Source organism: uncultured Paraglaciecola sp., from assembly GCF_937123705.1.
Taxonomy (GTDB): Bacteria; Pseudomonadota; Gammaproteobacteria; order Enterobacterales; family Alteromonadaceae; genus Paraglaciecola.
This window is the reverse complement of record NZ_CAKZKO010000195.1, coordinates 1-23,658: the sequence shown is the minus strand read 5'-3', so window position 1 is coordinate 23,658 and position 23,658 is coordinate 1. Positions and strand designations below refer to the sequence as shown.

Sequence of the window (23,658 nt, the reverse complement as noted above, 5' to 3'; positions counted from 1 at the left end):
TTGATGCGCTTTGTTAGCTTAATAATTGAGGATTGAGAATGAAGATTGATATAAAAAAGCACTTGATGGATACATCGCGGATTCATAGAGATATGGGCGACCCGCTGACGATTGAAGATTTAGCCGATCTTGCTTTAGACATACAAACTAAAAATATTGAAGCGCAGCGAGTGTCCCAGCGAAGCGACAACACCAATTTGTTATACGCAAGGACTCTATTATGAGCGAAAAACCAGAAGAGATAATCACCGATGACGAAATTGAGAGCGTACATGCAAACGCGAACTTCGGCGGAATGGATAAACGGACAGTTGTTAATCAAGGTGTATTGAAGTGCGCCAGCGGCTACTACCAAGGTGGCACATCTAACGCGATTATTCTTGAGCATGGGCTGATAACAAACGATTACGAGCTGACGCCGAAAGGTCGCGCTTACTTGTGGGCGGTCTTCTCAAACCCGCCAGCGGATAGCGTATAACACCATATTCAACGTCATGGGTATATGTGGGTTAGCGAATGCCGTAGACGTAGATTTTTCCAGAGGTGAAGTTTACTGCACCGGAATTTGATATTTCTAGCGTATCAGCTGCCTGTGTTGTGGTGTCTAGGCTTTCACACCGTGATATACCCGCATAAACACTGCCCTGATACTTGTAAACTTTGAGATTTGCAGATACGTGGGTGTCGAGGCTGGCATTGGCCATATTTCTGACGGTAACTAGGCCGCTTATCAGGGAGTTCTCGTCACACACGGCAGAGCTTACCAGCAGCGCTTGATTTTGCCCTGATGCTAGATTTGCGTTGTACCCAGTGCCGGCCTTGAATTCATAATTATTCGACCACGAGCCATTAGCCACACCACCCACGCCAGCGCGAGCATACAGCTGCCTGCTGGTAGCGCCGGAGATAATCAGGTCGTCAATCTCGAATTCGGTATAGCGATAGGGCGAAAGATCAAACCCGTAATCTAGGGTGATGGTGGCCTCGGCATCGACCTCGATGACATCAAGGAGCTGGCGCTGCGATTCTTTCGCCGACCGAATCCACACCGTGCCAATGTTGTTCGATTTGTCGGTACGCATCCCACCCAGCTGAACCACGCCCGTATAACCAGCCGTAGAGATTGCCGGTGTAGACAGTGCGGTGGCTGCTGAATCGCTCGCGTCAATCGCTACTTCGCCCTGCGCCAAGTCATAGGTGCCTTTGGTTAGGCCGAAAATGTTGTAGCGCGTGTTCGCCGCGCGAGCGGAGGCCGAAGCATAACCCCCATTACCGGTGCCTTCTGCCCACGCAGCGGTAACGTCTTTATCTATGAGTGAGCTTGGGGAATAAATGCCAGCCGAACCCAGCTCGCTGCGCGCAACAATACCCTGAAGAACGCGAACAAGGCTGCTCGATTGCTCACTGATAACGCTCGCACTGCCATTCCAGCTCCAAAATCCAAGAGGCAGTAAGACGGACTGATCGTATTCCTTTTTAACCTGTGCAGGCATAAAGCCATCGGCTGAACTGGTCGCATCAGCGTGCAGCGTCGCGTCTGTTTGGGTGCCGTGCTGAGCCGCCGATAGAGACCCGGTATGGTTGCCGATAGCTAGATAGTACGCTGCATTATTGCCAGCAAACAAGGTAGAATCATCAGCGTTGGTAATCGTCCCCGATACCGCCGCTGTAAACTCTAGGCCTGTGCCTGCCGAATTAACCCGGATGTATTGCGATGCGGCTAGTGCCGGTAGCTTTAGGTTTGCGCCGGATATATCGGTGTCTTGAAGCCTGATTGATTTATTGATCACCTCGCGCAACTGCTGCAACACCATAAGCTCTAGGTCTTGCTCGTCGTTCAGTGTGTCCGCTGGGACATCAGACAGCGCTGCATAGTCAGCCGACCGCTCGATAGGCTCATTACGTTTAATGCTAATTACATCGCCGGATGTCGCCGGAGTCACCAGCGTAATATAGCGGGTAGCCGTCTCGATATTGCCTGCGCCAGTTACCGTATAGTGAGCGGTGAGCGTCAATACATCGTCGGCATCGCTGGCTGTATTGCCAGTCGGCGTCTGGTAAACAACTAGAGATGAATCGCTAAAAAACGGCCAAGGCACAGTGAATTGCGCTTGTGATGCTGTTGCAGTGTACTGGATCAGCGGCGTGGCATCGTTAATTTCAATATGGGCCATTAGAAGGCCTCCCAATTATATTTTTCCGGTTTCATTCTGGACTCAACCTCAGCCTTTACTTCTGGGTATTCATCAAGCACCTTGTATTTTGCCTCTTTCCGGTACGCATTGATAATGGCCGTTAAGAATGCCTGCTTGCCACCTTCGGGGCCATCTGTCAAAACACGTCGATAAACTTCCTCGTCAACATGCGGGTGACTGCCATCCACTATCATATTTAGTTCTTCGACTAGCGGCTTACCGCTGGACTCAAACATTCCCTGCATAACTGTTATTGAATCGCCATCAGAGGTTTCAGTGACCTCCTTACCGGCAATTTCAACCATGCGCCAATACGCATGCGGGTATAGCTGTTTTAGGTTGATGGATATAGCCTCCCCGTACTTGTAATCCTCTACCCTGTCACGATAAAACGTCTGGTAGGGGCTGGGCTTGCTAACACTTTTTCGCAACCGCGCCAGCTCTCGGTCAACCGGCTGCGGTTTCATCTTTCTAGCAGCAAAGGGCGACACAGCATCGTATACCGGCCCCATGTGAGATCGGCGTGATATTTGATTGCCCCATCGGTCAAACTTACCGGGCAGCTCTTTTGAGTACCCGGGCGCTCTTGCCTTAATTGCATCAATCATACTGGATACGTGCCGGAAAACCGGATCATCAACTCTAGTAATGTCCGATAATATGGTCGGGCTGGCGATACCGGCTATTCGCTTGAAGTATCCATCCGCGTAGCGATGCGGGTCTGACATCATCTCAAAAAAGCTAGACACGCCTGACATATATTGCTGCGAGGTTACTTGAGATGCTATAGCCATAGACGCTGCCAGCAAAAGTTTGTCGGCCTCCTTGTCGGGGTTTTCCCAGTCCTGCCCCTCGACAATATCGTTAATGCCTGCCGCGATACCAAGAAATGTGCCGATAGGCTCAATACCGCGAACGGAATAGCTATTTATTGAGCCATCTTCTTGCTCAAATTCAAACGACATCGGCGCATGCTCCTGCATCCACCCTTCACGCTGAGACATATTAGCGGGGCCATGGCCGGTAATGCGCCCCGACATAGCTAAATCAAGCCCAATAAGAAGTAATGAATTACCCACCGCTAGTTGCGCTAGCGCAGTATCCCGATCAACGCCACCCTTTTCAATAGCAGTGCGAAATCGCTGAGTGATAGGGGCCAGCGGCGTTCTCTCAAACCCATATAGGCCGATATTGTACGCAGTCCGATCAAACGGCAATATGAACTTATTAAGCGGCCATGGGGTTTTTCGGGCTATCGCCTTCCATAGATGCCGGAAATTTGTATCCTCCGGCACATCGGTAAAGGTCTGTCGTTGCGCCCTAACAGCCGCACCCAGCTCCATATAGCTTTCTGGACTTTCAACCAGCTTGTGAGCATGGTCATACACCTGATCCTCGGCAATGTCGCCGCGATCCATGGCCGCGCGCGCCTCACGCCATGCCAGCGCATTGATCTCTGCATCATAGTTCTGCGTTTTAAAAAGCTCGTCACCTGCCGCCAGCGCCTTACCCGGCGTCCGAACAATGCCGTCTAATCCGTGCATAAGCATGTAGTAAGGGTTCATGCTCCCCAAATCGCCGGGCGACTTTAGCGGTGAGCCATCAGGCGTCGAGGGGGCAATGTTGTGTTTTTCTGGATCAAAGCCGCCAATTCTAGGCTGTTCGACCTTGCCAACACCAAAGCCCGACTCGCCCTCCTCCCATGCTCGCCATACCGTGCCAGTTTCCTCGGCTTTCTTCGATACGCGCAAAGCCCTGACCGTGCCCTTGATCATGCCATACAGGTAAGCAGCACCCTCGCCAGATTCAACACGATCACCGGGCGCTGCGCCCCTGAGCTTGCCGATACCGGCTGCTATCTCCCGCTCCAGCATGTGAACCGGTGCCACGACAGCATTGCCGATGATGTTTCTCATGTGCGTTTTAGGGCCGGATAGGTAGGAGAAATAGATCAAGTCGTTGACCATATCCTTGCCTTTGGCAAAGCTGGAGCCGTAGATCAGCGTATCGGCTTGCGCCATCATACCCGCCTCGGTCAGCTTTAAGTGCTGCTTGGCTATTTTCTCGAGATTCTTCTCCTCGCCCACCAACTCAAGCACATCCTCAAGGTTTTTGGCCTCGACAGGGATGGCCCACGCATTAAGCGCCCGGGCTGTCTCTGCTCTGGCCCCCAGTACGCTCCTCTGAATAGCCGCATGCACCGCTAGCGCATTCTTGTATGCCAGCTTGTTAATAGGCGAGGGATCACGATGGAGGCGCTCAGCTAGGCCGCGAGCAGCGGCTCCGGACTTTGTCCATAATGTTCTGGCCGCAACTGTCTGCGCAGCATTAAGTGGCTGCCCCTCTGCACGCTCAGTCAGCATGTTCCAAGCGTCTATTTTTTCAGCTTCTAGCTGTGTCTGATCCCAGCCAACTACGCCACGACGCGCCTTATCTATCGCGTCAATGTCCGAGTCGGCCAGTTCTTGAATAACCCGCTTAACATCGTCGTCTGTCTTGATGTGAGCAAAATTGATAACAACCTCATCAATCGACTGCGCACCATGATTAAAAGCTGGGCCTTCTGGATCGCCCCGCAAATCTACCAGCAGTTGCTTTTGCGCTTCTTCGCGCTCAATCTGTAGCGCCGCCTCAACTTGAGGTGAGTCTTTTCGCAGTTCACGTCGAGCCATCCATAGAGCGCCCATTGTGCCAAGTAGCTTCTGCCCAACAGCAGACTTCAAAAGCATTGATGTGGCCGCAGCAGCCACCTGCACGCCCTTTGCGCCGACCGCAACAGTCGCCTCACCTGCTGATGCTAATAGTGCGGCCTCCAGCGCGTTGGACACCCTAGCTTGTGCCTCGGTGTCGTTATTGGTCATCCATTGCAGGAAGTCATTTTCCACACCAGCGCCTTCCAGCATTTCGGCAAACGCATCATCGAACGGGTCGAACGCAGTAGCGCCAACAATCGCCTCAGCACTCAGCATCTTGGCACCGCCGGACAGCAATCCTTTTCCTGCCCATCCAGCCGCAGACAGCCCTTTTGTCATGGTCAGATAGGGCGCTAAAAACTGACTCATTGAATGCGCAGCTTGCCCCCAGCCAGTACGCGGCTCGCCTATCAGCTCGACCAGCGCCTCGGCTGGATCATCCGGCAGCAAATGAGGGCTGCCGATCTTATCCAAAAAATCATCGACTCGGGCTTGATCGTCACCGGATAACTCCATATCAGAAATAGGCAGCTTGTCCTGCGCCCACTGAGTAACAGAGTCAAGACTATCGCTCATCTCACTAACAGCGTCAGCCACTCCTGCTACGGATTGCGCGGTAACATCGGCCACAATGCCCAGCTTGCCCATACGATTGCCGAACGCCGCCTCTGCAACGCTATTAAGCAGGCCTGAATCCTCCTCGGCCTCAGGTGCTAATTCCGGCTCCATGTCTGGCTGCTCACCCTCAGCCATATCTGCCAGTATTTGATCTCTTGATGGCATGGCTTCGCGGTCAAAGCTCGAACGGATATTGCCCTCAATGGACAGTTCCGGCTTGACGCTGAGAGATGCGACCAAATCAACAGGGCGCTCCACCTCTGCAATAATTGGGGTGTCCTCTACTGCTGGCAGCTCAGGATCAAAACCGCTATCAATAAGCCGCTGTTGCTCTGCCGCATCGCGGATACCTTGGAACTTGTCGCCAACAGGCCGCTCGACGGACTCTATAACGCTATTGTCCACGATTAACCCCCATCATCTCGCGCATCTCGTCGCGCTCGCGCCACTCTAATACCAATCGCTGCAAGTAAATGTATTCCTGATCAGCGGTCATGCGATCAATATCGCCGCCATGCTTTCGGCCAAACGCCTGATTGATCAGCTTCCGCGATTCATCAGGGGTATCGGCGCGGTACTCTTTTGGTACCCTAAGATGCCGCTGCTCGCTATCCGTATCAGAACTAACCGCCGACTGCACAATCATCGACGCCATGTTCGCCGCATCGGTCGGCGTCATATCGGGATTGTCGCGCTTCGCCTTCAGCCACCGCTGATTAGCTCGACCGATATTGATTGCCGCCTTGGGGTTGCCGCCCTGTCTTGCCGCAGCAATAGCCGTCTCCATGAATTCATCGCCAGCTTCAAATCGAGAGCGGGTCAATACATCGCTGATCGCCTTATGGTCTGACCGGTTTAAATCTCCAGCCAATAGCGCGCTCGTTGCCTCCAGCATGATCTCCTCGCCCAGTTCTGGATCAGCATCAAGATCAGCATCAAGCGCCAGCGAGTAAAGTCGCCCCATCTCGGCCTTGTTTGATGCGCCGGTAGACGGGAATCCACCATTATCAGCCGCGCGAGATAGTGCGTACTTATAAAAATCATCGTCAACGCGCCCACGGTAGCCGCGCACGACTTCTGATGTCAGTGCGTTGCTGTCCATCATATCCAGCAAATCAAGCTGATTGGTGCGCCTGCTCTCGTGCTGCGCAATCTCCACCGCTTCAATCGCCTTGCCTTCCTGTGCGACCTGATCCGACAACAGCGCGCCATGCTGCTTCATGCGCTCTTGCAGGTAATCGGCCATCTTTTCCGGCGTGTAGCCTGTTTCCTGCTTGATTTTGGACATTGATCCATCGGTCAGCTGCCTGCGTCGCAGCTTGGTGATGTAGTCCCTTGCGCCAGCATAATCGTTAGCGTCAAGGTGGCGATTTAACTCAGAGCTGTAGCTTGCCTGCAATATCCGCGTGCGAATGCCCAGCTGTTTTTTGGTTTTTTCTTCCTGCGTCAAAAATGACGTGCCAGCCACTCGCTCGTCATACACCGACAAAGCAATAGCCAGTTCGCCCTCTGAAAATTCATCCTGATCAACTGCAAAGCTGGTGAGAATGTGCTCCTCATTGGATAGAGTGCCATCGAATACCTGCTTAGCGGCTGCGACGTTTGACTCCATCACCCCCGTCTTGATCTCTTTAAGATACTGCCTTTGCACCATGTCGTAAGACATCAGCGCATAACCCGCTTGATCTCCGGCCTCAGCCGCCACCATGTCCCGCTTTTTCTTCGATGCGGCTGCAAATGCTATCGGGTCGTTTTTGTGCAAGACAGACAGCTCGCCCAGCCTGACATGCGCATCGGCCTGCACGGAATCGCGGTAAGACTCCATCATCGCTTTGTTGTAATAACGGTCTGATGCGCCTATCCCTTTGCGCAGTTCTGGCGCTTCTGTCCCGTCATACTCAGCGACCTCTTTCTGCGCCTTGGACATTTTGGCCGACTTGTAGAGATCGCCCGACACACCCGCCATGGTAGACGTGAACCCCTGCATGGCCTGAGCAATGCTTGAATGCTTCTCAGCCTTGCCGGATGATGCGCCACCCGTACCCTGAAAGCCATATTGCCTTTGATAGCGATCCATTAGGCGTTAATCATCGTCGAAGCCATGCGCGTGCCGGTATCAAGCAATGATATCTGAGCGCTGCGCTTAATGCCGGACGCTCGATTCCTTGCCTGCTCTTTGATATTAGATGTACGCATATTGTGTGAAACACGACCGCTGAGCGATTCCATCTCGTACTGTTTTTGGTCAAACTCCATTACATTGATGGGCGATCCAGACAATGATATCCCGCGCGCGCCTGCGCCTGCGTTCTGCGCCGCCAGTGCCTTGATAATCTTTTCCCGACGCGATATCTGCTGCTCATTATGCCGCAGCTCCTCCTCGTCAATATAGCGCTCAGCATCGGCCATAATCCCATCGCCAGCCTTGTTTGCCTCTTTGTACTGCATATAACCCGATGCCGCTGTCAGCGCCGTGGCGACATACGGCATGGCTGCTGCTACACCTGCACCCATTATCCGTCCACCTCTATACCTATACCAAGCACCGTCATCGGCGCTGGCTGATCCTGCGTTATTGTCACTTGTGAGGTCTTGCTCCATCCCAGCAAAGGCGACCCCTTACGGCCAGTATAGGGAGTCGGCGCGGTATCCAGCGTTAGCGGAAACTGGATATCGGGAACTGGAACGCCGTTAATACTAACGCCCAACGTCTCGAAAAGATCGAGCGTTACGCGAGTAATGCGCTTCTCATCGTCCAGATTAAACCCTGCGCCAGCATCCTGTGATACCGGCATCGTTTTAAGTGTTGATGTGAAATTAAGCCCCACCTCGACGCGAGCATTGGTAAGTGTTCTGGTTAGCGTTACTTGCCCAGCTGATACCGTCATCTCTGGCAGCAACACGCCATCAGCGCGAATACTGACAGCCTCGCCCTCTAGGTGGGATAGCCCCGTTAATACTGAGCCGCTAAATCCCGTATAAACCTCGGTGGCATCAGTATAAAGTGATGTATCCGTGCGCTCCAAAAATCGCGCTGTAGTACCGTTGATCCTGCGCTCTGTTATGTAGTACGCATCCTCAAGCAGCACAGCAACAGATCGAAAGCTAGCCGATGATCCGGACAGCAGCCACCGCGACCAAGCAGAAACATTCTGATCTCTAAGCGTGTTAAATATAGCCACCGTGCCATCACTATTGACGACAATAATATAGTTAGCATCCTCTGACGATGTGCCGCGCAATGCTTCCAGCTGGACAGGATCAACAATCAAAGAGGGCGCGAGGTACGATATCGAAGGCGACGAGTATGACTGGCTGAGTGACTGCGACTCAGAAAACATCTCCCGAATCGCTTTGCCTGTTCTCTGAACAAAAGTGACAACTCCCTCGATATCAACCGGCTTGATCTTTTTCGCTCCATACCGGGTCTGCCCCAATATGCGGATATTCGATGGAGTGATGGGGTCAAATTCATTTTGGACAACAATGAACTCACCGCCAGCGGTAAATACCTGCAACGTCCTTGACGAGAATATCGCTTCGATCTTGTTGATCTGATCCGTGTCTAGCGTGTACTCGACCGCCTGATCGTCTCGACCATTGCCGGGGCGATAGTTAAAGAAGGAATTAACATTCGACCCCCAGCAGGTATTGGGCCGTTGCTTTGACCCGCCAAACCACAATCGGGCTTCGTGGAATGTCACTGTGCGCGGGTAGCCTCGACCGGTAGACCATACATCTTCCGTCTGTGGCGATCCAGTTGATATGCGAGAGACCGAAAACGTCCCTGCGCCTCCATCCGTGAATCGACCATCAAGCAATCGCCAATCATCCGCAGCTGTGCCGCTAAACGTCACACGAAACACCCCTGCACCTGTTCGGGCAACAGTGATTCCCGTGTCTGGCGTGTTGATCAGATCGAGCAGCGCTTCCTGTATGTTCAGCGCGCCATCGGCGTTGTCTTGGTAGGTAATCGTCTCGGTGTCGATTCCTTCCAGATTGAGTTTAAAAATTCGTCCAGCGACTCCGCTTGTGATGGTAACGTCCTGTACCTCGTCGGCTGCGGTTGGGCTGTCGGCGTCTGCGAAGTCGTACTGTGGCAGCTCAGTAAAGCCGATATCAGTAATGGTGAAATCAGCGTCGGTAGCACCGCGCGCCAAAAGCCTCGGCGGGTAGTCCTCATGTACAAGCACCATGGAATCAGTTGACTGGGCATAATCAATATCGAACAAGTCTGCCTCTTGGTACGCCGTAACGACCGTATCGACTTTTGCATCATTACGATACACGTCGATCTGATTGTTGCTGAACACCAAGCAATACTTTTGGTCAGTATTGAATATGAATGGAATAGCTCTTGATACGCCGGGTAGCGTATCAACATATAAAAGCCCCGGCCTGCGGCGTGCGCCACCTTGCGGGAGAAACTTTACATTATCACCCTGCTCTACGCCTTGATAAAACTGCTTGATATCAAAACGAGCGCGCAGCGTGGGGTCTAGTACACCATTATTGAATGACGACTGAAGCTGGTGGTTCTTCACAACTACCGCCGGACATCAATAAACGGTCGGGATTGTATCGCCACATTAGGCCTGCCTTGTGCGTCCTTGTGCATAGCCTCAGCGCGGCGGCGAGCCGCCAGCTCTACCATCTCACCGCGTAGTGTTACGTTATTGGTCACAGAAATAGCTATTTCTTCGGCAAGGCGCGCAGCAAGCGCCTCAACAAAATAGGCAGGGAATGCAGGCTCAAGGGGTCGAAATATATAGTCAATCTCAACCGATGCTGCATTGGTATAAATTTTGTCCTCGTATATCTCATACCCTTGGCTGGGGTACATGCGTATAACCAAAAGGACATCATCAGGAATCTGAAAAGCATATCGCCATTCGTTCAGCGGTGTAGCGGTAAGCCTGTTCAGTGATTGCTTGCCTGTAGCAAAGCGCCACCGAGTATCAGTCAGCATCGCGTCTCGAATCTCGGCGTACCGGTTCGATGCGACGACGCCAGTAGTGCCCTCAGTAAACGAGTTAATAGGAAGCTCCCCCAACAACAGGAGGGCTTTAGAGAATATCTGCTCTTTGCTTGACATCAATAAAGGTCGGAGCGATTCAAGCCGAAACCTGAACCGCCCCTATCTGCGCGGAGACAGATTAAGTATCTGTAGCGCTAACAGTATTACCATCAACAACGTCGATAGTCGTACCATCATTAGCGTTACAGTAAGTCAGCGTCACTACAGGAGTGCCGCCTGTTGCACTAACCACCAAAAGGCAATCGTTGAGACTGATCTCGTTGATTGCCGGAAGGAAGTAATCAGCTGCACGGATAGTCGAAAACGCATCGGTAGATGAGTACATCCACAACCGTGGTGAGCTACCGCCCGGGCCTACTTGATAAAGCCCATCTCTTGAAAATGCCACTAGATCACCCCCTATTAGGTTTCAGTTGCTTGTACTTTAACTAGACCGGTCGTGTCGATCGCTACAGCACCCGCCTTCAACAGGCCGTTACACAACCATGAAGTTTTCTCGGGAACGTAGTTCACTTCCGTTTTCTGGTCGATACCGATGGCCAAGCCCAGCGCGTCCTTGTGATAGGCATAGCCATCAAAGACATTAGAAGCGGATGTCAATCCACCTTCTGAGCGCGTACCGATAAACTTGAAGGTAAAACCGGCGTATGTGTTGATCTCGCCGTTAGCCAGCGCCTTGACTGTATTGTAGTCAGAGCTAGACAGTTCCGGGTCTTCAAGCATCGACCACTTAGATCGCGCGGAGAGGATCATAATGCGACCATCTTCGTCCACTTCCTGTTGGTCAAGCTCCTCGCCTGCTGCGCGAATCTTGCCGATATTCATTCGGTTCGAGCCGCCCGTCGCAGTACCGACAGTAGCAAGGTACGAGCCAGCGCCGTCGAGCGCATCAATCAACAATTGATCTTCGCGTCGGCCAAGCGCCTTACTGATAGTTTTAGCAAGCTGTGACTTCTCGTCAAAATTGACTTCAGCTTGATCAAAAATATCGGTGTACTCGGGCGCGACCCAGTTCTCCAAAATACAATTGACCAGCGTGTGATCAATGTCCATCGGAGTGACATCGGCTTGGGTTGGTTTTTGGTTGGCCACACCTTTACCCATGGTGCGGAATTTATAGATATCGCCCGTTACGCCGGAGCGTAGCTGGCAACAATCGCGGAGCCTGCCCATACCTTGATAAAGGTGATGAACAAGACTGTCGAACTCCTGCTGCGCGGCAGCAGATAGATTCTTTGACATGGTGATTACCTCGTGTCAATAAAACAAGTGTGTACTTGCTTCATCGGGTGTCCTGTAGGGGCCGATTCAACTAGCGTTAAATCATTCCGAACTCAGGCTCTCACGAGGTATCTGAAGGAATGCTGGGTGCTACATTACTACACGCTATAATGTTACGCAACTACCCGCCGAAATACTGCTGGCGCATCCGCTCAATCTTGGCGCGATGGGTCTTGTCTGTCAGCCATAACAGCTTCCCGTCTGGCCCCTTCTTGCCTTCCATCTCGGCAAGCTCGTCTTTTGTGACCGCTCCCGCCGCCGGTAAATCGTTCGGATTAGGCAGCATAGACTCGCGGGACTGCTGGGCAAACCACTCGAATACATCGACCGATGCCGCCGTGGTCAGCATGTCGTGGAACTTGTTATAGACATCACCGGGCATATTCGCTTTGGCAAACGCACCAAGGGAGGAGACCCGGTTAGGGTCGCCAACCTCTGCCATTTCTTTCTCGACGGTCTGCGCCTCGCCTGCCGCCGATTGCGCCTCCTGCTCGATAAACATGCGGATCATCTTGTCAAACCCGCCCTGATCGAGATTCATTTCCTTTGCTACTGGAATGAACGCCTGCAATAGTGGGTCATTGTCGTCGAACTCCCATGTTATGCCTTCAGGCAGCGCAAGATCAGCAGGCACCTCGATAGCGTACTCCTCCGGCGCTCCTGTGAAATTACCAAACTTCGCCTCCAGATCGGTATAGGCTTTTGCCTGATCAGCAACGGTAAGATATTTATCACCCTTGAACCACTCTGGCTTATCGCCTGCGCCATCCAGTTCTGATGTCCACTTCCATGGCTGCTCGTTGGCCGCTTCCTGACTAACCGTGCTCTCCGCATCAGACTGCACCGCATCAAGCAGATTTTTAGATTCAACCTCTGCCGATACGTCCGTTTCTACCTGTTCATTCTCCGCGACTTCACTCATTGCACATTCTCCGCTTTGCTTACATTATCAACAACCATGGCGACAAATTGCCGCCGAGACTCCACCATAGCCAGCTCAATAGGCGATGGATCGTCGCCCGTAAAGCCGCTCATCATAAAGCTATTAACCCACTCCTCCATGATCTTGCGCCCGTCTGCGCTCTGGCTAAATACTCTGTGGTATCTGGACAGGCGCTCCTGTCGATCCGCTCGCTGGCGCTCCGTTAGCTCCTGCATTTGCTCCGGCGTTTTCGGCCTCAGCTTGTCCCAGCTCATTCACTACCTCCGCTGTTTTCTGTGTCATCTCGTCGCGCTCTTTAGCCGTTCTAACCATTGATGGCTCAACGCCCAGCTTCTTGCCAACAAATGCGCCGTAGTTCTCAGTCTTGAACTGAAGCTGTACCGACTCAGGCCCCAATAATCCAGCGGTATATTCCATCGCTGTATTGAGGTTCTGCACGTCCTCCATGTCCATTGCCTTCGCAAGCGGCGATGTATGCTTGATCTTGAGCTGGCGGGATTCAAAACTAATCGGTGGGATTTTCCCCTCGCGCGACAGTAGATAAATCGTGCGCTCCATAACTTTATTCACCAGCTCAGTGAATAGTCGCGCAAAGAATGCCCCGCTGTCCTGCAAATCCATCTGCCGCCGCATAGTCAGCTCAGTGGCCGTTTTCGTTGGGTCGTCCATCTCGCCAATGGGATTGGCAAAAAACGCCTTGTTAAGCTCGGCTACTAATTCCTCGCGCTTCAGCTGCGTGAACGTGAAGTCAAAATTGGTATCGAGCGATCGTAGTGTTGGGTTTCGCTGGTCGTTACTATGAACAGGGATCACCACCCCCGGCGCGATCTGCACGGTATACGGGTTAAAAGCCCCGTCAGTGGTGCCCGTCCATACACCTGATGCCGATATCGCCCCCGATGTCAGCTCAAACTCACTGATTAAATTGAGAGTCTTGATCGTCGGCAAGTTCTGCATCACCACACCTCGACCGTAAACTTCGCCGGGAATTACCATCGACCGAAAGCCGATAAATGGGCAGGACTCTAACTCCTCCTCCAGCACTGTATGCTTACGGGCCTTATCAATCACCGAATAGCGGTATTTACCAACCGCTAGATATAAACACGCCTCAACAAACACTGCCTTCTTTTGCGGGTACTTATCCATCTGCTCTTTGAGCTTGTCGGATGGCTTGGCGCGAGGCCACATGCGCAATACATGATCTAGCTGTATCTCATGCTCTCGCCAAAAGTTATCAATCCCACCCATGGGGCCGGGTTCTAGGAATGTCTCAGGCAGCGGAATAGCATTAAATACCAGCCGGTCATTCTCTACGTCGAACTCCTCTGTCAATATGCCGGTCGATACCGACATATCAATCATCGACTCGTAGACCTTCATATCGAAGTTCGATTCGTGTATGTATTTGAATAGCGTATCGGTTGATCGCTCCAGCGCCTCGTTGACTGTCAGCGTCTCGCCATCGTAATCAATCTCCTCCTCGCCCATCTCGTCCGGCATGGCATCATCAAGCGCCAGCATTGCCCACTTCTGCCACGGAGGAACCATATCCATCTGCATGCGAGACGCAAATTTCTGTACGCCCATAACCGCCGTATTATCGAACAAGTCAGTATTCTTTTTCTGTCCTGAGGTGTAGTGGAAAAATGTTTCACGCTGAGGCGCTGCATACTCGTAGCACTCCCGCATGTGATTCCACCAGTTCTGATTTCGACGCAGCTTCGCCTTCTCAAACCGTTTTAGTAATGCTCTGGCGTCTGTCATGCGATGGTGCCTTCTGCGCCCACGGTCGAGCTTTTAGTGCGATTGTTCATAGCGGGAAGGCTTACCCTGCCGCGCGCGAACCGTCGGCGCGTAGCTGTTCGCTGCTTTATCTCGCTAGCCTGCTCGCGCAAGCGCTCCCGCTGGCGGTTCACTAGGGCTTTACGCTCGTATTCCTTGTATCGAGTGCTTAGACCCGCGTCGGATACATCAGCTCTGTGAAACGCACGGCCATATTCAATCCCGCCCTTGATATCCTCTTTAGCTGTAGCAATCTGCTCGTCGGTGAGCTTGCCCGGATAGTTCGCAGACACGCGCCCCCTGTATCTATCGGGTGACAATTCGCCCACCTGCACCAACTCATTGTATTTAGCGCCTGCGCCATGAGGCTCTACAGCAACATCGACTTGCGTATATTCGCCGCCACTATGCTTGAGCTTGCTCACATAGCTCTCTCGATTCCGGTCGATGCGTTCTTGGGTCAGATATGACGGATGGGACGGACTCAGCTTCTTGCCCTTTGCACCCGGCAGGTATTGACTGATGTCCTCATCATCAATTTTCGGCACCTTTTTACCCAACAGGCCATTTGCTTTTGCTTTCATGCTACACCCCCATCGTGTCTTGCTTGCCGGTCGGCTTGCCTGTTTCGCCCCGACTGGATATCAGCGACATACGACCCCGCTTGCGCAGCCGGAATCGCGCCTTTCGCTCGGCAATCTCTGAGTCCTGTTCGCGCATCTGCTCCATCTGCTCTTGGCGTAGCGCCTCGGCCTCTGGATCATGCTGTGCTTGTTGGGGCTTGGGCTTTTTCTTCGATCCCATGACTGATATACCTGTACAGTTGTCGTGGCGTCACAATCGACCAGCGATTGATTCCTAGTATTGCCTTAACTGTCTCCACACAAGTAAAAGGCTGCAACAAATGAGGGCAACGAATACCGTTTAGCGAGACCTCTCGCAAGAACGGCTGCACAATCGCCCCTTCTGGCAACCCCTTTTGCCACCGATACCCGCCGGGATGGATGTCGATGAAGGTATGCGAGTAATGATGCTGGACTTCGATCCAGAATCCATACCGGTTGATAAATAGCGAACAATGGCCAAAAGCGCCAAACAGACCAGACCACCAGCGATCACTCGCATAATAAACAAGGTAGCCATTAAGCCGCCTCGACTCCAGCGCTTTCAGCAGGCTTTGATCGTTTCTTTGTAGCGGCACGTGTAATCCTCAGCTCCTTATTCTCATGGTTCGCTTCAATGTCATAACCCGCCAGCAGCTTGCGCAGAGGGGCCACAATCAACCGCTCGCACTGCACCTTCTGGAGGTTCATTCTGAGGCCAACGACCACTTCCTTATCCGTCACCTTTTTCAGGTGCTTGTTCTGTGCGTTCTGGCTCAGCACATCAAACAGAATAATTAGTGCTCCCGCGTGCTTGGTCATCGCGTCCGGCGTCACGCCTTCCTCTAGTATCGTCCTCATAATCCTATCTCCGCATTGGATTGTATTGGTTAATTTTAACGGGCGCTCTAAATGCAGGCTTGCCGTGTACTGCCGCGCTACCCTCCCCCTCGCCCTGTAGCGCGTACTCAGCCGCTTCTACAATGTGAGAGTATTCGCTCTTATCAGGCTTATCGGCATATTTCTCGCCGCTTACCTGCACTCGCTTGTAACAAAAACCACCCGCCAGTCCCTTTCTGAGCATTTTACACTTTGGCGATATGAGTAGCGCTGGCCGCCCATCCATGCAATTACGCATACCCGGCGAGCTTAACGACGCCCTGCGCATTAGCGGGTCATTGCTGGATGTTGGAGACGCTACAATGCCGTTTGACCGCAAAATATCAAACGGCGTGCGATCAGTGCTTTGATTCCCTGCGCCGCCTGATGGATCGCCCCACCCCATTTTAAACGTAAACCCGCTATAATTTTGATCAATATATCGCTTTAGCTCTGGCGCAAACGTCTCTGCGCTCATGTTGTTAGATGTAAATTCATCCACAAACCGCCATCGCCCCATTGCATCCTTTTGTGCAAACGCGCATGCAGGAGTGCGCCCAAAATCCAGCCCCAGCACGACCTCCTGCTTCCTGTCTGGCTCCAACAGCTCCGGCGAGCAATGCACTTGATCGTTGTACCATGGGTGAACCGGCTTGCCGTCTTTGACAAATCCGTAATTGTTCCCGAGGTTGACGCTGATCCAGTCATCGTCATGGCCTGCTATCTGATTCTCATAGTACCCTTCGGGTAGGTTGTGCAGATTGTCAGCGCCGGGATTTACTTCCCACTTGTCACCACGCTTTATTACTGCGGGAGGCTGGCGAACAAAGCACCACCCCTCCGGTTTTTCTTCCTCAGCTAGCTTGTAGTACCAGTGATCCTCGTCCGGCGCGTTGGTATCGCCTACCAACCCATACCAATACGGGTCTACCTCGCCCCTGCGCGGGTATCGACCGCACCTGCCAAACAACATGGATATCGCCTCCCATGGCAGCTCCTTGATCTCGTTGGGCCAGCCGCCCGTTAATTGTAACCCCCGCAGCTTTTTAACATCCTTTGGCTTGTCTAGTGCCAAGAACATCATCTCAGCCTCAACCTTGGTGCCATCCTCTCGAGTAAACAGAACGCGCTGAACAAGATCAGTCCAATTCATTACGCCCAAATCCTCCGGGCATATCTCCAGCCACTCCTTAACCGTGGTATTTTTTAGCTCTGAGTACGTGTTTCTAATGGCGCACCATCGAGATCGACGAACACCCTGCGCATCGACGGGCATGCTCACCATCAAATCAAACAGATCACAACATACCGTGGTGGTTTTGGCAGAGCCAAGCGGCCCCATAATAAACCGATGGTGATACTCCAGCGTGCGATGATAGGCGTCGAGTGACTCAGATTGCGGCTCATACTCCAGCGCATAGCTAGTCGCGGTCACGTTTGACCCCGCGCAGATCCTTCACAATCACCTCACCCTCATGTACCACGCGATCTTTGAACAGCAGCAAATGACGCCCCAGCAGCTCCAACCCTCGAACCTTGTCGGCCAGTCGAAATTTATGCACATTCTCCATAATGGGCCGGTCGTTCTCATCATATTCACCCGAGGGTCTGGTCGTCACCTCCATACCAACGAGCGCCCCCGCGATATCATCATCCATATCACCCGGCAACAGCACTGTATTCTGATCGCCAAATGCCTTCCTGATGTCAGCAAAGCCTATTTTGCCAAGCTCCTCTAGTACGCGATCTGCTGTGATCTGCGTCCTTTTGGAGCGATCGTCTTGTAACGTGCTGATAATTGCCTGTATCTCAGGTTTTTTGAGGAGATCGTGAGCCTGCACGCCTGCTGTTCTCTTGCTATATCCAGCCCTGATCGCGGCCTGTGTAGCGTTGAGGTCAACGATGTATTCTTCGCAGAATCGCTTTTGCCTTACGTTGAGCGCCATCTAGCTATCGTAATACATTTGAGTTGCTGTATTTGTAGCCGACTTGTCTATTTTGAAATCGCCGGGGCCGGTTAATCTGTTCTCAGACACCTTTGAATCGCAGAGTATGCCTGAATCGAGAGGGCGATAGTTTGTCCCTCCGTCATAGGTTCTTGATGCCGTTACGGTTTCGTTCGGGCTTAGTGGCTCGTCTGTGTAGACGATAATAGATTGCCCATCGGTGAGCGTTACCGTCCCCGATTGTGCTGTAGTCGCTGATGATCCAAGCGTCGTCGCCATTTGCTACCCTCCTATAATTGAATTTCCAATAATTTTTGTACCGCCACCACTACCACCCCCGCCAGAGCTTGCCAGCCACTCGTCTGCGCTCACGTCAAACGTCGCCCCGCCAAATGAATAGTCGCCATCAGCGGTGTATGTAGCGGTGGATTGAGGATCAACAGCGCTCAGAATGTTGCTCTTGGCTGTATTCGGCGCAGTATAGTTTGTCTCGCTGGATGAATTGAATATCACAATATCACCAGCCGTTAAGCCTAGATCATGCACGCCCTGCCATGTCAGCTTGGCATCGCTAATACTGGTGCCGCCGTTTGAGTCGTTTCCTGCAGTCCAGCCGTTAGCTGTCCCTGCTTGGTTCACATAGTATGTTGCCACTGTCGAAGCCCCTGAAGCGTGGTAAAAATTTACCGTTATATCTGCGCCATCGCCTGCGGCTGCGAACGGATTAGAAACCGAGTTATACGTCCACCGGCGCTGCAATGAGCTGTACGTTGAGGCGTCAGTGCGCACAAACGCCGTACCGTCAACTTCTATCCGAGTCCAGCCCTCGTCATCGCCCTCATTGTTGGCAACACCGCTATCGTGCCGAGGTCCAACCTCAAAAACAAAATTGTTACTGAGATCGTCCCATCTGAATTTATCGACCTCAATGGCTGTCGTGTAATCAAAATCAATAAATTCATCAGGGGACATCGTGCCATAAACGCCGCCCTCGGTCGCATAGCCCCAATTGGTATTCGCTGGCGATCCAGACACCGCCTGCGTGCCAATGGTCAGCGTTACGCTGTCGCCTAAAACCTCTCCCGGCAGCGCTGGCATCTACTGATCCTGAAATGTGCCACAAAAACTAATGCGGGTTTTGACCGTCACTGCCCCAACAGGGAAGCCTATAAAATAGTTGTCGTACTCGATAAAGTGTGACGGATAGGCAATAGTGGTACTCATCCGATAAACACCCATGCAGTATCGGCGGCATTTCGTATATACGTCCCCGCGCCGCTGCCCGGATTCCACGTTGAGCCATCAGCGCGAACAACCATACCCGCCGCTGTAGTGCCCGGCTCTGCGGTTAATTCACCGCCCGGCACCAACCGCTCGATATACACCTGATCGGCTGCTGCTTCGGGTGACAGAGTTGGCGAGCTGTTCGCGTTGGACTCGTAAACGTCTATCTTTAGCCCCGTCGCATTGCCGCGAATCGAACGTATCGCCATCGTGTAAGTTGCTAGGCGTTTAAATATGACGGTAAACCAGTTGTGATCGCTGTCGCTGCCTAACGCAAAGCCGCTAGAGCCAAGCGAATCCACACCGTCTATCCCCTCGGCGTACATGATGCGAGTTGCGTTAGCGTGGTTGGCTGTTGGCGCTATGACCGGGTAGCGACTAAGATCGGTGCGCCCAGATGTCGGGATTGTGCCGGACATCGTCATATCAATAATGCCGCCTACTGCTGTACTAACAGCCGTGACATCGCGGCCCCACGTGCCATCGTCATCAGCAATGTAGGCTGTTGATGTGCCGCCCGGCCAGTCTGAAAATGGCGAATAGTTAAGCCAGTTCTCCCGCACCTTTGCGGTAAGAAACGGCGTCGTCGCAGCGGCCTGTAAAGGAACCCCCCGCGCATAGGGGTAGCCCTCGGCGGCTTGATCTCCCGCCGATGGCTGAAATTGATATTGTATAAATGTGTTGGCTTGTGAGCGCTCACCGCCCCGCCCGATTTCCATAATGCCGACATTGCATCCCTCGACATCGAGGTGCAGGAAGGTGTTTCGTTTGGCTTGCTCCAACCAAACGCCTACACAGCAATCAGTGACATTGGCGCCGGATTTGATAACTTCGAGCCGGTCAAAAAGGATGTTATTGATCGTATCGTTAGTGGTGTCATGACCAAGAAATTTAACGCCGACGGTATTGGCGCTGCCCAGCGTGACATCAACACCCTGAAATACACCATCACCGTAGTTATACGGGAACACATCGGCATTGCGGAAATTGACCAATATGCCGCTGGAGTCAACTTCAAAAAGGAGGCTCTCAGCACTGAACTGGTTTACCTCGGCCAGTTCTAACGCCCATCCTGCTGCATTACCGCCTGTCGCCACTAGATCACGGAATCTCACGCCGTTGCAGTTGTTGATTAGTATGCCGCTGCCGGTCATGCCAGAAGCCATATTGTAGGCAAAGCCCTTAAACTCCGGAGTGCAGAATGCCACCGCTTCAAAGGTTGCCGTACCTCCCGTGGCGGTAAATGTATTTCCCGCCGTGGTTGCGCCAGCGCAATCGGATGCAAACTGGCCGATAGTTCCGGTTGTCCCCGTGCCAGTACAGCGCATTCTCAACTCAAACGGCCATTCTGTTGTCGGCGCATGATGAGGGAGCCGGTACTCACCCACTGCAACAGTCTCGCCACCGGTATGCATTTCGCCATTGCCGAAAACAAAACCACCGGACGTGCTATTAAAATTAAGCAGTGTCGCTCCCGTACCGGAACCCTCGATTGTGATGTTATCCTCGATACGAACGAGATTGGTAAAATCATATTCGCCGCTACCGACAATAATCTTGCGTCGTCGGCCCTCGGCAGTCGTTTCGGCGTTGATCTGCGCAACCGCCCATGCAATCGTGCCTTCGGTTGAACTATCACTGTGATCCGTTAAGGTATCGTCAGCGATGTAATAATCTTGATAGGTGTCAGCCATTGTTTAGTCCTGTTGTTGAAGTAGCCAGCGCCACTCTCTAATTACACTACCATCTTTATCAAACACCGCGCCTATGGAGTCGGCGCGCGAATCAGGATACGCCCTCGGCCATATCTAAACCTCATTGCATCCTGTTGGGATTCTAGCGATAACAACCGGCCTGTTTTCATAGCGAAACACCATGCAGGGGTTGCCATTCTGACTCTCGTTGGTGATTGAGATAGCCCCGCCGCCATTACCCTTTGCGTTAATCAGTAGGCCGACTGGATAGGACTCGTTGCTCTGAAACTCAAACAGCATACGTTTTTTCTCGCCGCGCATAGTGGCGTGCGTGGGGCCGAATGAGTGAACCGGCGCAGTCTGACCGTAGCCCCATTGGTGCGTACCGTTCACCTGAATGCGGAAACGACTGTCAGGCTCCATCGGCATCCATGAACTAAACACCGTGCCATGCGTCCGCGTAGTGCTAACGGCCTTCACGCTCAGCCATTGTGATCTGAATTTAGCGACAATATCGCTGTAGCTCTCGGCCAGTACGTTCGACGAGAACGACAGCATCAGAATGAGCGGTAAAATTTTCACAGTTTACTGTGCCTGAATATTCCACAGCAGATCAACAATACGGGCAGGGCCGCCCAGTGATCCCCGAACACCATCTATAAACGACTGCTCAAATTGCACGTTGGCTATAACTGTCGGGCTGTACTGCTCTGACGTGGAGCCGCCAATCATCCGCGTTTGCATATCAATGGCCACACTCGCCAGTCCATCGTCGAGAATATCGGCAACTGTAACCTGTAATCCTAGCGGAGCAGATTCCCCCGCTGCACTGATCTCGCCTAGTGCCTCGCCTGCGGTTGTGGTCACTCGGTAGGGGAACGCCTCAATGTCGGCAATGTTCAACGGTGTCCCATCAGCATAGGTGGCAGGCGGCGTAAAACAGAGCGTAACGGCTGTCGGACAGGTCAGCGTAGACACGTCGCATCCTGTCAGTAGAGCGGGTTCCGTCATTGGCGTACACGTCTGCGCCTGTGTGACGGTTGAGAGCGCCGTAGCGACAATTGCTAGCACGTAGTTGGTCAATTTGTTCATGTATTGCCTCATAGTCTGATTGTTTGAGTGTCGTTGGGTGGCCGCCCGAACTGCTACATCCCGTCCTGTTTCGCTCGCTCCACTGGCAGCGCTGTTCTAGCGTTGTCATTCATTTCAGCTCGTCTACCGCCCGGTGCATAGCGGCGATAGCCTCGCCCATAACGTCCGCATTGCGCTGAGAACTGGATTCAATCTGGCTGCCCAGCTTATCAAAAATTTCGGTGCGCTCCTCGCGCGCCTCCTGTCTCAGCGTCGCCTGATTCTCTTGGCAGTTATCGTGCGCCGTTTCAACGGCATCCCGAAACCCTCTATTCGATCGGACAATCACCACGACCAGCAGGACAACACAAACAACCAGCGATATAAACGCCAAACCCACGAGGCCAAATTCTGCCCAAACCTCTAGGTCAATCAGCTCGGCTGGGACAGTCGTTTGCATTAGTTCCTCGCCCGACGGAACAACGGGAATCTGTAGGCCATCGCTAACCGAACCTCCAGCACGAGTGCCAGCGTTTGCGGAATAGCTCTAAACGTCTGCGCCCATATTGGATGATCTAGCTCCCATTGCAAATTGTCGCTCATGTGCAGCCCCGAAAAAAACAGCATAGCGATAGCCACCACCGCTCCCGCTAACCATGTGTAGCCCAGCTCCTTGGCGGTGGCAACATGCGCCACGCGCATCGCTAGAACCGCCAAATACACCAGCATGACAATACTAGCTGTGCCCGTAATCATGCTGCCCCACGATACAATCGCGTAGACCTGCGACTCTAGCTCCGTCATACAGCAACCGCTCCCTAACTAAACGTCTGCAAAAAATTCGGCATACACCGGCAATGGATGTTCGGAGCCACTGGATTTTCGAATCCCTTTGACCACCTCTTTGCCAATGCGCGCCATACCAAATGGCACCTGCGTTACCATATCGAACGGGTTGAGGTAATGAGTTGTTACCGATCGTAACCACTGTTCATGGCTAGGATTGTAGATACGAGCGACGGTTTTCGGTGTGCCGAACGTCACTGTTTGGTCGATCAGATCTAGGTATTGAGTGACCGCTGCAAAATTAACCGCCTCGCCCCCACCGGCTGAATGCCCAGCGAGAGTTAGTCGTTTGCGGGGATCGACCAATTTCTCCAGCTCCGGCAAATGCTTGGCGATTTTCTTGCCGTAGCCTCGATGAAACCGGCCAACGCCCGCGAATTTTTTGTGCGGCCACACGTAGAAATTCTGTAGCCAGTCTGCCCAACTATCACTACCGCGAGGAACCAGCGCCACAAATTCGTCGCGCTCATGGCGCAAAACAATCATATTGTCGAACGTGTGCAGTGTTTCGCCCTGCCCTAGCCGATCAGCGGACAGGTACGACCGCTCGCAGAGGTGGTGGCAGTATTTTCGGAGTGATACGCCCTTCACTGGATAGCCTGCACGCTCTGAACGGTAGCGATTAGCTCAGAGATCATCTGATCGAGCGTGACTGTCACATCATCGGTATCCACGGATTTCAACGCTGTGAGCTGCGCGCCGACCAGCGCCATGTATCGCTGACCGGCGACGGTTTTACACCAGACACCGCATTCCTCGGCCAGCATCGCAGAGAGGATATCC

29 protein-coding genes are annotated in these 23,658 nt (G+C 52.7%); 3 read left to right on the top strand and 26 right to left on the bottom strand.

The annotated features are described in order from the left end of the window. The first annotated feature begins 38 nt into the window (after positions 1-38). Together Q0688_RS23940 and Q0688_RS23935 are read left to right on the top strand one after the other, a co-directional pair. Positions 39-224, top strand: a complete 186-nt coding sequence (locus Q0688_RS23940) for a hypothetical protein (RefSeq protein ID WP_299083220.1) — start codon at positions 39-41, stop codon at positions 222-224. After that, complete coding sequence (locus Q0688_RS23935; protein WP_299083218.1) at positions 221-478, top strand: hypothetical protein; 258 nt, start codon at positions 221-223, stop codon at positions 476-478. The genes Q0688_RS23940 and Q0688_RS23935 overlap by 4 nt, the downstream gene beginning before the upstream one ends. Before the next feature lie 31 nt (positions 479-509). Here the strand turns inward: Q0688_RS23935 and Q0688_RS23930 are convergent, their stop codons facing one another. Both Q0688_RS23930 and Q0688_RS23925 read right to left on the bottom strand, forming a co-directional pair. Then, positions 510-2,174: a hypothetical protein gene (locus tag Q0688_RS23930; protein WP_299083216.1), complete on the bottom strand. Its 1,665-nt coding sequence runs from the start codon at positions 2,172-2,174 to the stop codon at positions 510-512. After that, complete coding sequence (locus Q0688_RS23925) at positions 2,174-4,867, bottom strand: hypothetical protein (protein ID WP_299083214.1); 2,694 nt, start codon at positions 4,865-4,867, stop codon at positions 2,174-2,176. Before Q0688_RS23925 ends, Q0688_RS23930 begins: the two co-directional genes overlap by 1 nt. Positions 4,868-4,883: 16 nt before the next feature. Between Q0688_RS23925 and Q0688_RS23920 the strand changes: the two genes are divergently transcribed. Continuing rightward, positions 4,884-5,237, top strand: coding sequence for a hypothetical protein (locus Q0688_RS23920; RefSeq protein ID WP_299083213.1), 354 nt, complete (start codon positions 4,884-4,886; stop codon positions 5,235-5,237). 663 nt (positions 5,238-5,900) lie between these two features. Here the strand turns inward: Q0688_RS23920 and Q0688_RS23915 are convergent. The 24 genes from Q0688_RS23915 to Q0688_RS23800 all read right to left on the bottom strand — a co-directional run. Beyond that, entirely contained in the window at positions 5,901-7,583 is a 1,683-nt protein-coding gene (locus Q0688_RS23915; RefSeq protein WP_299083211.1) for a hypothetical protein, read from the bottom strand. After that, entirely contained in the window at positions 7,583-8,020 is a 438-nt protein-coding gene (locus Q0688_RS23910; protein ID WP_299083209.1) for a hypothetical protein, read from the bottom strand. The genes Q0688_RS23915 and Q0688_RS23910 overlap by 1 nt, the downstream gene beginning before the upstream one ends. Beyond that, positions 8,020-10,050 carry a hypothetical protein gene (locus Q0688_RS23905; RefSeq protein WP_299083207.1) on the bottom strand — a complete coding sequence of 677 codons (2,031 nt, stop codon included), beginning with the start codon at positions 10,048-10,050 and terminating at the stop codon, positions 8,020-8,022. The genes Q0688_RS23910 and Q0688_RS23905 overlap by 1 nt, the downstream gene beginning before the upstream one ends. Positions 10,051-10,052: 2 nt before the next feature. After that, complete coding sequence (locus tag Q0688_RS23900; RefSeq protein ID WP_299083205.1) at positions 10,053-10,475, bottom strand: hypothetical protein; 423 nt, start codon at positions 10,473-10,475, stop codon at positions 10,053-10,055. 187 nt (positions 10,476-10,662) lie between these two features. Then, the gene (locus tag Q0688_RS23895; RefSeq protein WP_299083203.1) at positions 10,663-10,932 is read right to left on the bottom strand and encodes a hypothetical protein; all 270 of its coding nucleotides are present in this window, start codon (positions 10,930-10,932) and stop codon (positions 10,663-10,665) included. 14 nt (positions 10,933-10,946) lie between these two features. Then, entirely contained in the window at positions 10,947-11,786 is an 840-nt protein-coding gene (locus Q0688_RS23890) for a phage capsid protein (RefSeq protein ID WP_299083201.1), read from the bottom strand. 160 nt (positions 11,787-11,946) lie between these two features. Further along, entirely contained in the window at positions 11,947-12,747 is an 801-nt protein-coding gene (locus tag Q0688_RS23885) for a hypothetical protein (RefSeq protein ID WP_299083200.1), read from the bottom strand. Then, positions 12,744-12,887: a hypothetical protein gene (locus tag Q0688_RS23880; RefSeq protein WP_299083198.1), complete on the bottom strand. Its 144-nt coding sequence runs from the start codon at positions 12,885-12,887 to the stop codon at positions 12,744-12,746. The genes Q0688_RS23885 and Q0688_RS23880 overlap by 4 nt, the downstream gene beginning before the upstream one ends. Before the next feature lie 25 nt (positions 12,888-12,912). Next, positions 12,913-14,535, bottom strand: coding sequence for a portal protein (locus Q0688_RS23875; protein WP_299083196.1), 1,623 nt, complete (start codon positions 14,533-14,535; stop codon positions 12,913-12,915). Further along, entirely contained in the window at positions 14,532-15,137 is a 606-nt protein-coding gene (locus Q0688_RS23870) for a hypothetical protein (RefSeq protein WP_299083193.1), read from the bottom strand. Before Q0688_RS23870 ends, Q0688_RS23875 begins: the two co-directional genes overlap by 4 nt. 1 nt (position 15,138) lies before the next feature. Further along, complete coding sequence (locus tag Q0688_RS23865; protein WP_299083191.1) at positions 15,139-15,357, bottom strand: hypothetical protein; 219 nt, start codon at positions 15,355-15,357, stop codon at positions 15,139-15,141. A gap of 338 nt (positions 15,358-15,695) precedes the next feature. Beyond that, complete coding sequence (locus tag Q0688_RS23860; protein ID WP_299083189.1) at positions 15,696-16,016, bottom strand: hypothetical protein; 321 nt, start codon at positions 16,014-16,016, stop codon at positions 15,696-15,698. Between the two features lie 4 nt (positions 16,017-16,020). Then, the gene (locus Q0688_RS23855) at positions 16,021-17,187 is read right to left on the bottom strand and encodes a hypothetical protein (RefSeq protein WP_299083188.1); all 1,167 of its coding nucleotides are present in this window, start codon (positions 17,185-17,187) and stop codon (positions 16,021-16,023) included. A gap of 268 nt (positions 17,188-17,455) precedes the next feature. Further along, on the bottom strand, positions 17,456-17,980 hold the full coding sequence (locus Q0688_RS23850; RefSeq protein ID WP_299083186.1) for a terminase small subunit: 525 nt from the start codon (positions 17,978-17,980) through the stop codon (positions 17,456-17,458). Further along, complete coding sequence (locus Q0688_RS23845; protein ID WP_299083183.1) at positions 17,981-18,259, bottom strand: hypothetical protein; 279 nt, start codon at positions 18,257-18,259, stop codon at positions 17,981-17,983. Between the two features lie 3 nt (positions 18,260-18,262). Next, complete coding sequence (locus tag Q0688_RS23840; RefSeq protein ID WP_299083181.1) at positions 18,263-19,078, bottom strand: hypothetical protein; 816 nt, start codon at positions 19,076-19,078, stop codon at positions 18,263-18,265. After that, positions 19,079-19,204: a hypothetical protein gene (locus tag Q0688_RS23835; protein ID WP_299083179.1), complete on the bottom strand. Its 126-nt coding sequence runs from the start codon at positions 19,202-19,204 to the stop codon at positions 19,079-19,081. Further along, positions 19,201-20,958: a hypothetical protein gene (locus Q0688_RS23830; protein ID WP_299083177.1), complete on the bottom strand. Its 1,758-nt coding sequence runs from the start codon at positions 20,956-20,958 to the stop codon at positions 19,201-19,203. Before Q0688_RS23830 ends, Q0688_RS23835 begins: the two co-directional genes overlap by 4 nt. Positions 20,959-21,072: 114 nt before the next feature. Beyond that, positions 21,073-21,540, bottom strand: a complete 468-nt coding sequence (locus Q0688_RS23825) for a hypothetical protein (protein WP_299083175.1) — start codon at positions 21,538-21,540, stop codon at positions 21,073-21,075. Positions 21,541-21,543: 3 nt separating this feature from the next. Beyond that, on the bottom strand, positions 21,544-21,861 hold the full coding sequence (locus Q0688_RS23820; protein ID WP_299083173.1) for a hypothetical protein: 318 nt from the start codon (positions 21,859-21,861) through the stop codon (positions 21,544-21,546). A gap of 298 nt (positions 21,862-22,159) precedes the next feature. Next, positions 22,160-22,489: a hypothetical protein gene (locus tag Q0688_RS23815; protein WP_299083171.1), complete on the bottom strand. Its 330-nt coding sequence runs from the start codon at positions 22,487-22,489 to the stop codon at positions 22,160-22,162. Next, positions 22,489-22,833 carry a hypothetical protein gene (locus tag Q0688_RS23810; protein WP_299083169.1) on the bottom strand — a complete coding sequence of 115 codons (345 nt, stop codon included), beginning with the start codon at positions 22,831-22,833 and terminating at the stop codon, positions 22,489-22,491. The genes Q0688_RS23815 and Q0688_RS23810 overlap by 1 nt, the downstream gene beginning before the upstream one ends. Positions 22,834-22,851: 18 nt before the next feature. Further along, a complete protein-coding gene (locus Q0688_RS23805) occupies positions 22,852-23,466 on the bottom strand; it encodes a hypothetical protein (RefSeq protein WP_299083167.1) in 615 nt (204 codons plus the stop codon). Beyond that, on the bottom strand, positions 23,463-23,658 hold a 196-nt coding region (locus Q0688_RS23800; protein WP_299083165.1), incomplete at its 5' end, for a hypothetical protein. The genes Q0688_RS23800 and Q0688_RS23805, both read right to left, overlap by 4 nt.

Coding starts and splice junctions, on each gene's coding strand:
- Q0688_RS23940 (WP_299083220.1), top strand. CDS start 39: ATGAAGATTGATATAAAAAAGCACTTGATGGATACATCGCGGATTCAT.
- Q0688_RS23935 (WP_299083218.1), top strand. CDS start 221: ATGAGCGAAAAACCAGAAGAGATAATCACCGATGACGAAATTGAGAGC.
- Q0688_RS23930 (WP_299083216.1), bottom strand. CDS start 2,174: ATGGCCCATATTGAAATTAACGATGCCACGCCGCTGATCCAGTACACT.
- Q0688_RS23925 (WP_299083214.1), bottom strand. CDS start 4,867: ATGGCTCGACGTGAACTGCGAAAAGACTCACCTCAAGTTGAGGCGGCG.
- Q0688_RS23915 (WP_299083211.1), bottom strand. CDS start 7,583: ATGGATCGCTATCAAAGGCAATATGGCTTTCAGGGTACGGGTGGCGCA.
- Q0688_RS23910 (WP_299083209.1), bottom strand. CDS start 8,020: ATGGGTGCAGGTGTAGCAGCAGCCATGCCGTATGTCGCCACGGCGCTG.
- Q0688_RS23900 (WP_299083205.1), bottom strand. CDS start 10,475: ATGCTGACTGATACTCGGTGGCGCTTTGCTACAGGCAAGCAATCACTG.
- Q0688_RS23890 (WP_299083201.1), bottom strand. CDS start 11,786: ATGTCAAAGAATCTATCTGCTGCCGCGCAGCAGGAGTTCGACAGTCTT.
- Q0688_RS23885 (WP_299083200.1), bottom strand. CDS start 12,747: ATGAGTGAAGTCGCGGAGAATGAACAGGTAGAAACGGACGTATCGGCA.
- Q0688_RS23880 (WP_299083198.1), bottom strand. CDS start 12,887: ATGGAGGAGTGGGTTAATAGCTTTATGATGAGCGGCTTTACGGGCGAC.
- Q0688_RS23875 (WP_299083196.1), bottom strand. CDS start 14,535: ATGACAGACGCCAGAGCATTACTAAAACGGTTTGAGAAGGCGAAGCTG.
- Q0688_RS23870 (WP_299083193.1), bottom strand. CDS start 15,137: ATGAAAGCAAAAGCAAATGGCCTGTTGGGTAAAAAGGTGCCGAAAATT.
- Q0688_RS23865 (WP_299083191.1), bottom strand. CDS start 15,357: ATGGGATCGAAGAAAAAGCCCAAGCCCCAACAAGCACAGCATGATCCA.
- Q0688_RS23860 (WP_299083189.1), bottom strand. CDS start 16,016: ATGAGGACGATACTAGAGGAAGGCGTGACGCCGGACGCGATGACCAAG.
- Q0688_RS23855 (WP_299083188.1), bottom strand. CDS start 17,187: ATGAATTGGACTGATCTTGTTCAGCGCGTTCTGTTTACTCGAGAGGAT.
- Q0688_RS23850 (WP_299083186.1), bottom strand. CDS start 17,980: ATGGCGCTCAACGTAAGGCAAAAGCGATTCTGCGAAGAATACATCGTT.
- Q0688_RS23845 (WP_299083183.1), bottom strand. CDS start 18,259: ATGGCGACGACGCTTGGATCATCAGCGACTACAGCACAATCGGGGACG.
- Q0688_RS23840 (WP_299083181.1), bottom strand. CDS start 19,078: ATGCCAGCGCTGCCGGGAGAGGTTTTAGGCGACAGCGTAACGCTGACC.
- Q0688_RS23835 (WP_299083179.1), bottom strand. CDS start 19,204: ATGAGTACCACTATTGCCTATCCGTCACACTTTATCGAGTACGACAAC.
- Q0688_RS23830 (WP_299083177.1), bottom strand. CDS start 20,958: ATGGCTGACACCTATCAAGATTATTACATCGCTGACGATACCTTAACG.
- Q0688_RS23815 (WP_299083171.1), bottom strand. CDS start 22,489: ATGCAAACGACTGTCCCAGCCGAGCTGATTGACCTAGAGGTTTGGGCA.
- Q0688_RS23810 (WP_299083169.1), bottom strand. CDS start 22,833: ATGACGGAGCTAGAGTCGCAGGTCTACGCGATTGTATCGTGGGGCAGC.